Here is a 14,777-nt window from a genome sequence, read left to right as displayed (position 1 = left end):
GATCTCCCAACAGAACATTGCCCCACCAAGGGGTTTTTCACCTTTTTTTAGTTGAAGTAACCGCCCTGAGGTAGTTACTTCTTTTGGTTTATACCATGTTTCATCGAATTAAGGGCTGCTGAAAAACATGAAACGGTTGTCCATAGGGAATATTATATCTGATTTTCCACAGCTTAATATAACTCCCGCAAAAAACTCTCCCCCGATTCAGGCGCGGGCAGTCCAAAATATGCGCAAAACGTTGCCCCAATATCAGCCATTGTCCGCCGTGTCCCGATATCATTTGCTTCAACCTTAGGTCCGGTCACGAGCATTGGCGTGTACTCCCTCGTGTGTTTGGAATGGCCGATGGTCGGATCGTTGCCGTGATCGGCGGTAACGATCATAACATCATCTTCTTTCAGCTTCGGAGTGAATTCCCCCAGCCACGTGTCCACTTCCTGCAATAACCGCGCGTACCAATCTACATCTTCAGAATGGCCGGCCAAATCGGTTTCCTGAACGTTCACAAGGAAAGCGGCATCTTCTGTTTCCCGAATATAGGATTCCTCCAGTTTCTGCAATACTTCGGTTGTTTTAACGATCGGGTATGCCTCGCCCTCACCGTGCAGGACATCGGCGGTCTTTCCGATTCTATACACGGGTAAATGGTGCTGTGCGGCAATCATCGGGAACTGCCGCTCCATTTGAACGCCATGCCCCATATGAAAGACCTCATAGTCTTTGCCGTATACATTCGCCTGCGGGGTGTCAACACCCCATTGGTCGGGATTGTTTTCTTTTGTGACGGATAAAATATGTTCGATGGAAGTATACGGTCCTCCGAAAGCAATCACGCGGCTTGTATCAACATTTTCCCGGACGACACGAGCCACTTCTTTTACTTTCTCAAAAGGCATGCGTTTAAAATCGGCGGTCAGATTAATGATATTGCCAAAAGCAGATTCCAGGTTATCGCCGACAACCACCGCTTCTTCCACAAGGAGCAGCGGCCGATCTTCCCACGGATAATCTACTTTGTACCCTTTTGAACGTAAGGCTTTCGCGAGAGTGCCATGAATATCTTTCATCAATCTTTTCTGGGGACGTTTCGGTATCGTTCCGGCAATTTCCTGATGTCCCATATACGTGTCTGCACCGTAATGAGCGAGTGCAGAACGACCAAATGCCGCAGTGGCACTCCCGGTTCCGCTCGCAGCTTTTGAAAGTCCTATTTTTTCTAACGTCGGGAGATGAAAATCCGGCAAATGTTCCCGGATATGCCGGTAGGTGTTGGCCCTGCAATCGGCAGGTTCGTATTCCCAGCAGTCATCCATTGCGCCAATGCCGAAGCCGTCAAGAACGAGCAATATCATTTTTCCCATCGCTATCCCCTCCTTTGAAAATGAACGAGTTCCGGTCTTCCGTCCTGAATGCCGCGAACTAAAGCAACATGGGCGCGTGTCACGAAGATTTGCGTCCGAAACGCATATATCGCAGTGTCGCCTACGTTGATATCCACGTCCTTATCTTTATGCAAAGTGCCATAATAATCGATATAGCCGGGGGATAAAGTTTTCGCTGTCAGCTGTTGCTCTGTGATCGTTTGCGGGTCATTGCCAACATAAGCGCCACTCGGATTCCCCCGTGCATAAAATCCACCGCCGATGACATAGTGATACTCGGGATCCTCATGGGAAATCTCTGTCACATAAATCATCGCCGGCCTTTCTTTTAGATCTTGAACGGCGTGCAGGGGGGTCGTGCCGGTTATGGCATGCCCGGGTTCTCCTTGTGTCACTCCGGCTTCTTTCAACATCGGTATCGTGTGGCAACTGGTCGCGCTTGGTGCGTTGACATGTCGAACCTCGATCCCATGGGCTTCCATCTTTTTTTTCGCTAACCATAATGTTCGCACGTTTGGCGTGAACTCCATACCTGTCTCCGCCTCATTCATCTGCATGGACGGAAAAGTCGTGACACCATCCACACGGATACCCGGCAAGGACGTGAGCTGGGGGAGCATCGCCTCCAATTCCTCCAGGTAAAATCCGCCTTCTTGCCCGGGATAAAGATCATCTCCTACATCGACCACCCGTAACAATATCGGCTGGATCATCCCTAGCTGCTCTGCCACCGCTGAAATCTGTCTCGCCCTTTCCAGGGAAAATGCTGTTACCAATGACGGACACATCTGCAACGTTTCTCTCCATTGATACTTCCCTGGTTGCACGAGGTGCCCAATATGTCCGATTTTCACCCCGGCTTCGTGCAGAATTTTAGCTTCAGCCCACTCCACGGCTACCGCTTTATCGATCCCATTCTCTACAATCCAACGAGCCAAGTAAGGAAGGCGCCCCAATTGTTTTGTCATGAAAAAAAGCTCGAGATTGTATTCTTGCGCACGGGTTGATAATGCACGCACATTTTCCCCCACCTCATCCATATCAATGACGTACGTATTCGGAGGAACGATACCTTCCCGATGTAAAAATGCACCTGCTTTGATGAGAGCAGGATTTCTTCTTTTCGTAACCTCCAAAAACATGATAACGTCCTCCTAAAATTCACTTAAAACATCGCCAAGAATGCGAAGAATATGGTCAGCGTCAGACTTCATGGGATTTATGCGCAAGGCATATTCCTTAAGTTCAGGGTGCGCTTTTGAAAAACTTCCGGAAACGCGATAAATCATCGGCAAAATTTCATAACGCGACTCAGCGCCTACCGGATACACCGCAGCACCGTGATCGGCGCTTTTTTCGATGACCCGGGGAGCGATCGGTTCCTCCAATTCGACGATTACATTTTTCGACTGGGAATTGGTGACATAAGCTTTATGAACCCCTGGTACTTCTCCTCGATTTAAACGATCACACAGAATGTCTACTTGCTCATTCTGGACTGCTAATGATACAGGGGCAAGCGTCATCATACGCATTAAATCAGTAGCCTCAGGCCCTTGCACCTGACCTCCGCCCGAATAATTACGCTCGCGAACGACGTTGATCGCCTCCGACTTACCTACAATCACACCAACTCCCTGCGGCCCCAACACTTTAAAGCCGGAAAACGTAGAGTAGTCCGCACCCAATTCCACACCGATCGCGGGGACCTTCAACACACAATAATTATCATCGGTGACAACCGGTAAATCAGGTTGCTCCTTTTTCACCGTTTCGATTAAACGTTGCATATCATACGTGTCTTCCGGCTGTTGGCGGGCATGTTGAATGTAAAAAACTTTCGCTTTTCTGTTTCGAACCGCTTCCCGTACGGCATCAAGATCGTTATAATCCATCACGACAGTATTCAAACCAAGCATCCGCAACGTTTCCGCCGTTGTCGTGTACACAGGGGCATTGTGGATATAAATCGTATCCCCCGGCTTTGCCAAAGCGCTTAACAATCCACGGATCGCTCCTGTCCCTGAACCCCTCACAAGCGCGGCGTCTTCAGTTCCGAATAGATCGGCCATTACTTTTTCCACTTGCGCGGTTGTACGGGGGCGTTTCCATTCCGGATGTACACCCATATCTCCGGCTTGAAAAATATCATGCCCGGAAAAATAACGGCTAATGGATTGCACGATCCGAAATTGCATACGTTTTGCCTCCTCAACCGAAAGCGTTGGCAATACTGATTCCGATGTCATGTCCATCCCTCCTTGATGGAAAAAGCTACAGCAGGGTTATCAACTAAAAGGCGATGAACGTCCGCTTCATTTAGACCTGCCTCTTTAAGTCTCGGCACAAAAGATGTCAGCACGAGCTCATAGCCGGGGCCACCATGTTTTTTCCAATGGGATTTACGTGTTAAGTCTGCCGATAACAGAATTTGCGAGCCGTAACCATTTTCCCACAGGTCAAGCAGCGTTTCCAATCGGTTTTCATCGGAGCGATAGTTCGTTTTCCCGATCGTATCAAAGGCTACAAAGGCACCCGATTTGGCTACTTCCAGCACTTCTTCGCGATTTGAGTTAAGGTCTTGATGCCCAATAATCAGTTGGTCCATCGGAAGTCCTACATCCGAAAAAAGGTTCACTTGCTCAACGCCGAGCGTGCCAATCGTCGTATGGGTCGTCACAGGCAAGCCGGTTTTAATACCGGCAAGACCCGCTCCTTTCAGCAGTTCTTTTTCAATTGGTTTCATCTCTTCATGACTGCTACCGACTTCTCCGATGACACCGGGGTAAATGCCTGTGTCACCAATTCCTTGTTGCGCTTCCCGGACAATGTGCTCCGCAAATTGCTCAGCTGTCCAGTTTTGCGCAAACGCTGGCAAATACGGATCTTTATAAAACCCGGTGCTGGCGATAATCCACACGCCGGTCTCGTGGCTTAATTGAGCCAGCAAAGGGGCATTTCGACCCATGCCGTCATTGGTCACTTCTATCATTGCTTGGCCGCCTGCCCTGGAAAAAGCTTCGAGTTCCGAGCGCATCCCTTCTTCGTCATCTAAAATCGTATCCGGGTCTTTTTTTATTCTCGATAAATCAATCGTTAAATGTTCATGGGCGGCACAGATGCCTAGCTGAGATGGTTGGATTTTCCCTGTCACTGTCTGAATCATAGATGAAACCTCCCGAGATTAAAGCAGCCCTACGACTGCCAAGATGTTGGCAATAATTCCGATGGCAATCGCGCCAATCGGACCGATGGCCATACCGACAATCGGTCTTCCCGCTGCTTCATTGAGCAAATAAACGCCGGCAATAAAGAAGAAACCGAAGCCGGGAATGATGGCATTGGCAGCATTGGCCCCGCCGATTAAGAGGGCCACTTCCAAAATTTTCGTCATCGCACTGCGAATATTCTCCCCGGAATTACGAATGCCCGGGTATTTATCCATAAAACGGGCGATGCCATTCAAGAGAAAGACTTCTCCCATAATGACAAGGGCTCCAATAATGCCTGCTAACCAGACGTTGGGCATGAACAACCCGACGACAAAGACGAGGGTGAAACCGACCGGACTATAAACCCCGGTGGCAATCGCTGTACTGGCAACGAGCGGGATAAAGCCTAAAGCTCGTGCCACAGCCGCGATTCCAGCATCTGTGTCATTGCCTTCCGCCAAGATATTCAATGAAATAGGATCACCGGCCATCATCCACATATTGGTGGCAGCGGCAATTAAACCGCCGATAATCATAAAATAAACAACGTTACTGCGAATTCTTTTTACTTTTTCACTGAACACACTGGCCAGATCGATACTCGATCCGCCTTCTTCCGGCTTCTCGCGCATGGCAAAGACGAGCAAGAAGATCATTCCGGTAATGAGCGCCATCCCTTCTTGATTCAACTCAACTACTAAGTCGCCGAAAGCAATAATTTCATTTTCATTCAGCCACACAGCAATCTGTCGAACAATCGCCGCGGCTGCAAAAGCGAGAATCCCTTTTTTAATAGTGAACTGAAAGGCAATGGCAAGCGCCGGGAAGACCATAAACGCGACAACGACCGGGTCACCGACTTGCTCTAAAGGTTCAAGAAAATTGACCGGCAAGTACTCAAACATTTGCACAAACCATTCAAGCCCGACCCATATCCCTGCGCCGTAGGCACCGCCGACGATGGCAGCAACCGGGGTACCCCAACGATTTTTAGGAGTAATTAAACCAACAATATCGGTTCCGAGGAAAATGGCATGCACCAAAATGATGCTGGCCGCCAATGTAAAAGGAACGCCAAAGCCAACCACAAGGCCAAAACTCATGGCAAACGCGGTTAGTCCCAAATCCCTGCGGCTCATGTTCCCTTCAATATGCTCGGAAACAATCGGTCTTAATCCATCGTTAAAAACCGCGATATTTCGATTGGCCAATATCGCTCCAAAAGCGCCGATCAAAATAATCAGGATCATTTCCATCAGGTTTCATCCTTTCTCCCATTTAATGGTGGAACTAATTGTTCAAAAGAGCGTTCATAATGAGAGAGATGGCTTCTCGCTTATGGTCCGCTGTAAATCCGTACGCTTTCTTGCCTTGTGCCACCGCTTGCTTAATTTTGGACTCATCCGGTTTTCGCCCCGGCATCGATACTGTTTCACATTGATCTTTTCCGAGAATCGCCGTGGCCATCGCCAATGCTCCACCGCCACCGGTCGCACAAGCGCCTACATAAATATCCGCTTGCCCGGATTTAATCGCCATAGCTGCTTCTACATCGGATTTAACGGATGTGGTCACGCCCTCCCCATGTTCTTTCACTAACGCTTCTACTTCTTTCTTATCAACTTGACCGCCAATCACTACCTTCATAACTCATTCTCCTCCCATTTCTTGAAAAATAGAGACATAATGGATCTTCAAAAACTTTTGCTCTTCCTCCGGCAAGGATTGACCGAAACGCCCTTCTACCCAGCTAATCTCTTCATTTGCATCTTTTATATGCGATGAATGCTCTACTTCCTTGAACATCTCTTCCGGTGGCGCTTCCAACGCCTCCCCCCGCTCCATACGGGTTAAAGCGGTGGCAAGGTGAGTGACAAGCATATCGATCTGCGGCTGCGGCGCATGGATTCCTAACCTGTCGACAGCTTCAGCAGCAATCTCAGAAGCTTCTTTTGTAATCACATCTCCTTCCAAAAGAATCCTTAAACGTTCGTGAACATGTACCATAATGAACCTCCAATATACAGTATTCAGTACTTTAATAATAAAAATAAACCTTTAATAACGGGGATGCATGAAACCTTGTTCCACTTTGCGCTGAATGTCCGTTGTTTGTTGCAAACCCAGCTGCATGATGCGATGTTTTGTCTCGATTTGGTCTTTTTCTATCATTAACGCAGCCTCACTTACTTTTTTAGACAGTTCATTCGCTTTTTGGGAATGAAACGTGGCGTGATTGAGTTGAGTCATGACGCGCCCCTCATCTTTATTCCAAACCGCCGCATCCAACTCTCCGCTTTTCAACATCTCAAACAGTTGCATATAATTGACATCCGTAAACGTCACATCCACGCCTTCACACTCATATTCCGTTAATAAAAATTGATCCGGTGACGTGCGATCAATCCCGACCCGCATTCCCGATTCTATTTTGCGAACATTGGGATCATGAAAAAAAATATCATGGCCGGAAACATAGGTCTCTTCGCCAAAACTATACACGATTTCCAGCCCCTGCCTTTCTTCCAATGCCCGTTCCGCTGCCATCCTTGATAGTAACACGAAATCATACCGGCCTGACTTTAACGCATCGACTCTTTGCGCCGCCCCGCGCATATAAGCCAAATTTGCACGAATATGTTGGTGCTCGAAACCCTCAACAAGACCTGTCGCCAACCCTTCATATTTACGCGAATACGGAAGCGGCATTACGCCAATTAACGGGCCAATTCCCGCAATTTCAAGTAACTTTTGAGTATCCATTTTCAGGATAAACGTACCTAAGTGACCTTTGGCCTCCAAATGAACCGCTTTCATTTCCTCTAATAATTTCAGGGCATCCTGAACCGTCCCCCTCCCCATGGAAAACTCATGGACAAAATCAATCACCCTTGGGATCCGTTGCCCAACTTCCAGGTATACCAATTTCCCAGCGATCTGTTTTGCTGCTAAACCATTCTTGGAATATAACTTCGCCCAGCTCCCGTTCATTGGTCAACCCCTTTCAATATACGATATTTTGTAATTTAATTGTATACTATTATGGATTCAATTTGCAATGTTATATTGAAAATAGTTTAAAGGAAATTTCCACGTGTCATTCTTATATCCATCACGTAAATTCCTCTAAACATATTATAGTTATTTACAGTGTTGCCGTGATCCGTTTCATTCCAAGTACCGACACGTTCTATGCATTAAAAGTGACACACGCATCCATGGCATTATATTCTAGCAACACATTGACACCTGATACGAGAGTCAAATAATTTCATCGAGACGTTTAAATTTTCCACATGTATCCCCGTTATTAAAATACTCAGTAGAGCTAATTTTAACCCCCGTTTTTGGCAAATAATTGGCACTCCCTAAAGCGCCAGGTATTAGACGCTAGGTTTGGATGATATGGATAGTAATGCAGGTTCAAAATCTGCATAAAGCTCGTCTACATCTTTCGTTTTGGGATATTGACCATATTTTTCTTTCCATAACATAGCAAACCGCTCCAACTTGCTTATAGCTTGATTACGATCCCAATTCTGGTATCCCATATGTTTTCGCACTTCTTCTTCCGTGATTTCAATGTCTTTCTTTTGGAATATCTCTAAAAATACATCGAGCGGGGAAAAACATCCATAAAATACTGCTTTCAGATACTTAAAAGATGAATTATTCATATGGTTGGAAACGCCCTATATTAATACCATTTAAATGAAATCTTTCTATTATTTAGCACTTGCATGTATAAACATTTAATTATATAAGCCTCAATTTCCTGTTGTCCTTTGTATCTCAGCATCATGAATTATTTTCAGTTAAGAATGTTTTTACACTTCTTCCTTAGATCCTGCTGTATTTATTTTTTGTCTTCTGCTTCTAAATAATTGCACAATCAAAGCTCCTATTAAAACAAAACCTAAATATCCCATTAGGGGATAAACAGTGTTCACTAGATCAGAAAAACCTACAAAACCTAATGAAAAAGCAGTTATACCAACAAAAATAGCAGCTATATTAAACCGCCGAGTATCTGCTTGAAAAAAACGAGCAGTAAATGTATATAAATAAGGTACGGTTGAACTAAAAATCATACCTAGTAGAGCTATAGCCATTAAAAGTCCAACTATTGGGCTTATATCTGTAGCAAGTATTAGCATTGGCATTTCTGCATCTTGTAGCATATCAATATTTAAATAGACAGCTAGATGAACTATTAATGCTATAAGACCAAGAATTATACCCCCTATGATAGCTCCCCTTCTAGTTGCTTTTTTATCTTTTTCTGTTCCCCCTATAACCACCATCATTGCAAAACCTACAGCTATATTAAACGATACATGAAGAATGGCACTTAACAACCAATTTGGGGAAGCAGAAAGCTGGTTCATCGCGATGCTATCTAATTCAGAAGTTTCAAGGCTACTGATAGATATAGAATAGATCGCTAAGATGACAAATAATACGAACGCATATGGAGTAATCCAGCTAAGTACTGTCACTATCGTTCTGATATTGAGAATTAATGTCAATATAACAAAAGTTGTTAAAATCATATACCCGATTACAGGGTTTATTTCAAATTGTTGTGCAAAAAGTGCACCACTGCCTGCTACCATTGTTACTCCAAGGCCAAAATAGAAAAACGCCAATAAAATATCAACTACAAAGCCCAAATATTTTCCACAAATCTGATATATAACATTTTTATGCGAATAACTACGATTCTTTTGTCCTAATAGTACGACATAATAACAAATTAAGGGATAAAGACCAATAGTAATAATAGCTCCTACAGTTCCTAACCATCCAGAACTTGAAAAAAACTGAAGAACTTCCTGGCCTGAGGCATACCCAGCTCCAATAATTGTACCTACTATAGCACCAGCAACACGAAAGCTGTTTTTCAATAAAATTACTTCCTTTCAATCTAAGTCTAGGTTTCCGAAAGGCAAAAAAGGCATGTATTTTCAGATTTATTAATTTTTTATGGCTGTGTCAATATATAGAATTGTTTTCATTGCCAGCTTAATGGTTTGAAAAGGGAAAACCAGAACAGACCACATCCAGAGCCACCATTTTCCGCCAATATGCACACTTTGCCCCGTTGAACACCAGGTTAGTCCGCTTAAGAGAATTCCTTGTCCTCCTTTTATTTTTTCTAAGAACTGAGCTCCTATTTGTGAAACCTTTCGACCCGCCACTTCACTCATCGGTGTTAACAAAGGAAGACTTCCATCTTCTGATTGCATAGTTTCATATGCAATTCCAATAACTCTCTTATTGATTAAAGCTTTCGTTAATTCCTTATTCGCTGCCAAAAGTAAATACGCAACTAAGATTAACCCATCGTAAAAAAACCTATACTCCTCTGGCAACGGCTCTTTTACCTTCATGACCACCTCACTATTCCATGTATCTTTTGCAATCATTGATATAGTAGCACCGGCTTTTTCATACTCTTCATCTGTAAAACTCAGTGCCCTGCACCTGATTCAACAGTGACTTCATGCTTCTGCATTTCATAGTTGTAACACCTCTGCCGGAGTGGCTGCAACTCGATTCTCATAGGTTGTATATGACTTTTCACTCACCCCTGAAAACCTCTTTCAACGTTCTTACAATCCTCTCCGCATCTTCATCAGTCATATTAAGTGGAGGCGCCAGTGTTACTGTATTGCTATAACCGGCAACGGTGTCGGCGTTTTTACCAATAATCAATCCTCTGGATTTACATTCGGCTATGACGTTTCCGATGGTTTCTGCAGAAACTGGTTCTTTTGTTTCCTTATCTTTCACGAGTTCAATGCCAAAGAGCAAGCCTTTCTGGCGAATGTTTCCGACATTTGGGTGATCTTCCAATGGTCGAATATCTTCCCTGATCCGTGCACCCAATTTTTTTGAACGTTCGACGAGATTCTCCCTTTCCATAATCTCTAGGTTTTTCACAGCCAATTTACAAGCAGCCGGGTTGCCCCCGAACGTATTCACTTGCCGAAAATGGTCACTTTCCTCTTCTCCTTTAAAAGGTTCATAGAGTTCTTGTTTTACAGCAGTTGCCGCTAACGGTAAATAACCACTCGTAATGCCTTTAGCCATCGTCACGATGTCCGGTTCAATCCCATAATTTTGATAGCCGAAATTTTCACCTGTACGCCCAAACCCGCAAATCACTTCATCATTAATAAGAAGCAGCCCATACTTTTTGCATATCTCTTCCACTTTCTTAACGTAAGATGGATGGGGAATCAGAACGCCTCCGCCTGTAATAATTGGTTCCATGATTACTCCCGCCACGGTTTCAGGCCGTTCCCATTGGACTGTTTCTTCCATCATTCGGGCACATTCCAGACTCCATTCCTCGAATGACTGACCGGATGGCACTCGGTATTCATCAGGCGCATGGACATGAACAAACCCGGGAGCAAGCGGCTCATAACGATACTTACGCTGCGCTTGCCCTGTGGCGGCAAGAGCCCCTAATGTGTTCCCATGATAAGCACGATAGCGGGAAATAAATTTATAGCGCCCGGGCTCTCCCTTTTGATGGTGATATTGTCTTGCGATTTTAAAAGCGGTTTCATTTGCTTCCGAACCACTGTTTGAAAAGAAAATCCGATAATCGCCCTTCAACCACTGGTTAAGTTTTTCGGATAATTCAATCGCAGGCACATGACTGTTGGACAAGGGGTGGAAAGGCATCTTATGAAGTTGCTCCGTAGCCGCTTCAACCATCTCGGTACGCCCATAACCCGCGTTAACACACCATAGACCCGACATCCCGTCTAGATAACCATTGCCTTCAATATCCGTAATCCAGGCACCGGAAGCACTGTCAATCACCAATGGATTTTCCCCTTTTTGATGAGGTTTAAGATGATGCCAAACGTACTGGCTGTCTTTTTCATATAAAGTTTCTTGTGATGTTTTCATAAGTCCCATCCTTTCGATGCTAATAGCTTAGGTAAACCAACGGCTGGTAAGCATTTTCTTCCGTGTATAAAATTCTACGCCGTCCCGGCCATTCGTATGCAAGTCCCCATAGAACGAGCTCTTCCAACCTGAAAACGGGAAAAAACCCATGGGCGCTGGAACATTTACATTCACACCAAGCATTCCTACCTCAATATCATCTCTGTATTGCTGAACAGCCGAGCCACTTTCTGTATAAAGAACGGAACCATTTCCAAAATCCGATTGATTCGTTAAGTTGATCGCTTCGCTGAGATCCTTCACTCGAATAACGCTAAGAACAGGTGCAAATATTTCTTCCTTCCAAATGGTCATTTCTGTAGTAACATGATCAAAAATCGTTGCTCCTAAATAAAAGCCATCATTGTCCTCTTCCACATCTTTACGTCCGTCACGTACTAACGACGCGTTTTGTTGCTTTCCTAACTCAATATAATGATGAACCTTCTGTAAATGACTTTCTCTGATCACGGGTCCCAAATCCACGTTTTCATCGAGACCATCGCCAAGCGTAAGCCGATCGCACGCATCCTTAAGTTTTTCAACAAAATCATCGGCGATATCATTCTGAACCACACAAACTGACGTCGCCATACACCGTTGTCCAGCACTGCCAAAGGCTCCATTAATAACGCCACTCACGGTTTTATCAAGGTTGGCATCGTCCAAAACAATCGCATGATTTTTCGCACCACCGAGGGCCTGCACGCGTTTCCCGTATTGCGAAGCTGTTTGGTACACATGCCTGGCAACTGGTTCGGATCCTACAAAAGAGATAGCATCAATCCCGTCGTTTTCCAATAGACCATTGACCACATCATTAGCACCATGAACAATATTAAAGACCCCCTTCGGAACTCCAGATTCCTCCAATAACTCTGCCAATCGTTGCGCGAGAAGAGGTGTACGCTCAGAAGGTTTCAATACAAAAGTATTTCCACAAGCAATTGCGAGTGGGAACATCCAGCAAGGAACCATCATCGGGAAATTAAAAGGTGTAATGCCTCCCACAACCCCAACAGGATACCGATACATCCCTGAATCTATACCTTCAGCAATATCCGGCAGAATTTCCCCTTTCATTAAATCAGGAGCACCAGATGCAAATTCCACATTCTCGATCCCGCGTAAAACTTCCCCATACGCATCTTTATATGTTTTTCCATTCTCTTTCGTCAGTAACTCCGCTAATTCTTTATGATGGTTGAGCAGTAATTCATGAAAGGTATACATTAACCTTGCTCGTTTAGGGACCGGTGTTTTTCGCCACGATTGGTAAGCATCGCGAGCAGCTTGGACGGCATCGTTGACATCTTCGGCTGTAGAATGAGGCGTATGTGCAATAACCGTTCCATCTGCGGGATTAAAGATATCTTCTCCATCGCTGCGTGATTCTCTCCATTCACCATTGATATAATTTTTCAATTGCTGTGCCATGAGTTCAACCTCCATAAATATCGAAAAGTCCGTTACCTTATCCGAGGTTTTTTCTAGTTAATCCCTCTTTCTCAAAATATAAAGAATACGATATACTATAATCACTATATCAAATTTACTGTATTCAAAAAGATAACAAACTGTCTAAATATAAGCGCTTTCAAATTACATCATGTACAATAAAGGAGAAGATAGACCCTATGCTCACCGTCAAAGATATTTTGCAACGACCGATGTTTCAGAGCGCCCACGTGGTAAGTAAAAAAGCAGATCTCGAACGCAACGTTCGCTGGGTTCATGTGCTAGAGGTCACAGAATTTGAAACATTGCTTCGGGGAGGTGAAATGATCTTAAGTACAGGTGTAGCACTTAAAGACCAGGGAGTCGACTATGTTCAAAAATTGATTGCCAATGATGTAGCTTGCTTATGTATAGAATTGGGGGAGAGCTTCCCCACAGTCCCTAAAGGTATGATTGAACTTGCAGACACTTATCACTTCCCTCTTATCGTTTTCACTTCCATTGTCCGATTTGTAGATATAACCCAAGATATTCATGCAGACATTATTAATTTCCAACACCAACAACTATCTGCACTCGACAGATTATCCAATGAGTTTCATCAACTGACACTCCGTGCAAATGGAAATCTGAAGATACTTAAAAAGCTGCAATTGGTTACCCGCAGAGAGATCATATTTTTACCAACTGATGATTATCCCCTTTTTATCCCAGGCTTAAATCAACAAGAACAGAGACGTATCCAATCGGAAGTCGAACAAGCCCACAAAGTTAGGACTTGGTTTGACAAAAAAAGGCAGAAATCTTTCCTTCTCAAACCAATTGATGCCATGGGTCAAAACTGGGGATTTATTTTGATAAATAATGACAAACCAATGGAATCATTTGATTATCACGCGCTCGATCGCGCAACCGGCGCATTAGCCCAAAACCTTCTCCGCGTTTTTTATACAGAAGAAAAGAGACTAATAAATGAAAATTCCTGGATTCACGACTTAATCGCACAAAACGTTGATTCCGAGAGAGAAGCTCGGGCTAAGTTAAATATTTATCCCAACAAAGAATTAATGTATCGCATGAGTGTGATTAAAATGAAACGACCTTACGAAATGACTACAGACAAACAAACCTTACAGTATCAAACCATTCGACGCATACGCTACCTTTTCCAACAACATGGAGTGGATTCGTTTATCACTATTTCTCAGAATAATGCTTTCATTGTGCTTTCTGTGGACAAACAATTCGACAACCATGAAAAAAAACGTATGACGAAGGTGGTCTCTTCAATAGAAGAAAATTCGTTGGAGCTGCCATTGTGTATATTCGTTAGTCAAATTTACACAAAACTTCTAAATGCTTATTTGGCTTTTCAAGAAACTGAGGACGTAATGAGAATGGTCAACATTCAAGATGACTCCACAATTCATTTCTACGAAGACATGGGGATATATCAATTGCTGTTCAAATTAGATGACCATTCACTTGAAAATTTTATTCACACTTACCTACACCCCATCCTCAAGTACGATGAGAGAAAAAATAGCAATCTCCTCTATACATTAAAAATTTATCTAAAGCTTAATTGTTCGAAACAACAATCAGCGCAAAGACTACAAATCGCACGCCAAACACTCTATCAACGATTAGATAAAATCGAGGAGCTTTTTGGCCAGGATGTCACTGCAAACCATCAATTGCGATTGGCAGTGGAAGTAGCGATTGTAGCTAATGATTTGAATACTTAGGTAAC

At 44.0% G+C, this 14,777-nt stretch carries 13 protein-coding genes and 1 pseudogene; 1 reads left to right on the top strand and 13 read right to left on the bottom strand.

Annotated elements, in window-relative coordinates:
• Positions 1–173: 173 nt before the first annotated feature.
• From HUG15_RS02975 to HUG15_RS02915, 13 genes and pseudogenes are all read right to left on the bottom strand, one after another.
• Positions 174–1,364, bottom strand: coding sequence for a phosphopentomutase (locus HUG15_RS02975; protein WP_200126902.1), 1,191 nt, complete (start codon positions 1,362–1,364; stop codon positions 174–176).
• Between the two features lie 2 nt (positions 1,365–1,366).
• Positions 1,367–2,527: a YhfX family PLP-dependent enzyme gene (locus HUG15_RS02970; RefSeq protein WP_200126900.1), complete on the bottom strand. Its 1,161-nt coding sequence runs from the start codon at positions 2,525–2,527 to the stop codon at positions 1,367–1,369.
• A gap of 12 nt (positions 2,528–2,539) precedes the next feature.
• Positions 2,540–3,634 (bottom strand): aminotransferase class V-fold PLP-dependent enzyme, encoded by a 1,095-nt coding sequence (locus HUG15_RS02965; RefSeq protein WP_200126898.1) that lies wholly within the window; start codon positions 3,632–3,634, stop codon positions 2,540–2,542.
• Positions 3,631–4,551: a phosphotriesterase family protein gene (locus HUG15_RS02960; protein WP_200126896.1), complete on the bottom strand. Its 921-nt coding sequence runs from the start codon at positions 4,549–4,551 to the stop codon at positions 3,631–3,633. The genes HUG15_RS02965 and HUG15_RS02960 overlap by 4 nt, the downstream gene beginning before the upstream one ends.
• Positions 4,552–4,569: 18 nt before the next feature.
• Positions 4,570–5,853 (bottom strand): YhfT family protein, encoded by a 1,284-nt coding sequence (locus HUG15_RS02955; RefSeq protein WP_200126894.1) that lies wholly within the window; start codon positions 5,851–5,853, stop codon positions 4,570–4,572.
• A 34-nt stretch (positions 5,854–5,887) separates the two neighbouring features.
• Positions 5,888–6,244, bottom strand: coding sequence for a DUF2620 family protein (locus HUG15_RS02950; RefSeq protein WP_200126892.1), 357 nt, complete (start codon positions 6,242–6,244; stop codon positions 5,888–5,890).
• 3 nt (positions 6,245–6,247) lie between these two features.
• Positions 6,248–6,604 (bottom strand): PRD domain-containing protein, encoded by a 357-nt coding sequence (locus HUG15_RS02945; RefSeq protein ID WP_200126890.1) that lies wholly within the window; start codon positions 6,602–6,604, stop codon positions 6,248–6,250.
• A 51-nt stretch (positions 6,605–6,655) separates the two neighbouring features.
• Positions 6,656–7,588, bottom strand: a complete 933-nt coding sequence (gene yhfZ, locus HUG15_RS02940; RefSeq protein ID WP_200126888.1) for a GntR family transcriptional regulator YhfZ — start codon at positions 7,586–7,588, stop codon at positions 6,656–6,658.
• Positions 7,589–7,980: 392 nt separating this feature from the next.
• Positions 7,981–8,274: a phosphonoacetaldehyde hydrolase gene (locus HUG15_RS02935; RefSeq protein ID WP_200126886.1), complete on the bottom strand. Its 294-nt coding sequence runs from the start codon at positions 8,272–8,274 to the stop codon at positions 7,981–7,983.
• Between the two features lie 150 nt (positions 8,275–8,424).
• On the bottom strand, positions 8,425–9,504 hold the full coding sequence (locus HUG15_RS02930) for a YkvI family membrane protein (protein WP_200126884.1): 1,080 nt from the start codon (positions 9,502–9,504) through the stop codon (positions 8,425–8,427).
• 149 nt (positions 9,505–9,653) lie between these two features.
• Positions 9,654–10,188: pseudogene (locus HUG15_RS02925) on the bottom strand (Rossmann-fold NAD(P)-binding domain-containing protein); the annotation flags it as partial.
• Positions 10,181–11,527: an aspartate aminotransferase family protein gene (locus tag HUG15_RS02920; protein WP_200126882.1), complete on the bottom strand. Its 1,347-nt coding sequence runs from the start codon at positions 11,525–11,527 to the stop codon at positions 10,181–10,183. The gene HUG15_RS02920 and the pseudogene HUG15_RS02925, both read right to left, overlap by 8 nt.
• Positions 11,528–11,554: 27 nt before the next feature.
• A complete protein-coding gene (locus HUG15_RS02915; RefSeq protein ID WP_200126880.1) occupies positions 11,555–13,003 on the bottom strand; it encodes a CoA-acylating methylmalonate-semialdehyde dehydrogenase in 1,449 nt (482 codons plus the stop codon).
• A gap of 200 nt (positions 13,004–13,203) precedes the next feature.
• On the opposite strand from HUG15_RS02915, the gene HUG15_RS02910 reads away from it, so the two are divergent.
• Complete coding sequence (locus tag HUG15_RS02910; RefSeq protein ID WP_200126878.1) at positions 13,204–14,772, top strand: PucR family transcriptional regulator; 1,569 nt, start codon at positions 13,204–13,206, stop codon at positions 14,770–14,772.
• Positions 14,773–14,777: the final 5 nt, after the last annotated feature.

Origin of the sequence: Salicibibacter cibarius (assembly GCF_016495725.1) — a bacterium.
GTDB lineage: Bacteria > Bacillota > Bacilli > Bacillales > Marinococcaceae > Salicibibacter > Salicibibacter cibarius.
Note: the sequence above shows the minus strand (reverse complement) of the source record. Positions and strands in the feature narration are given on the sequence as shown.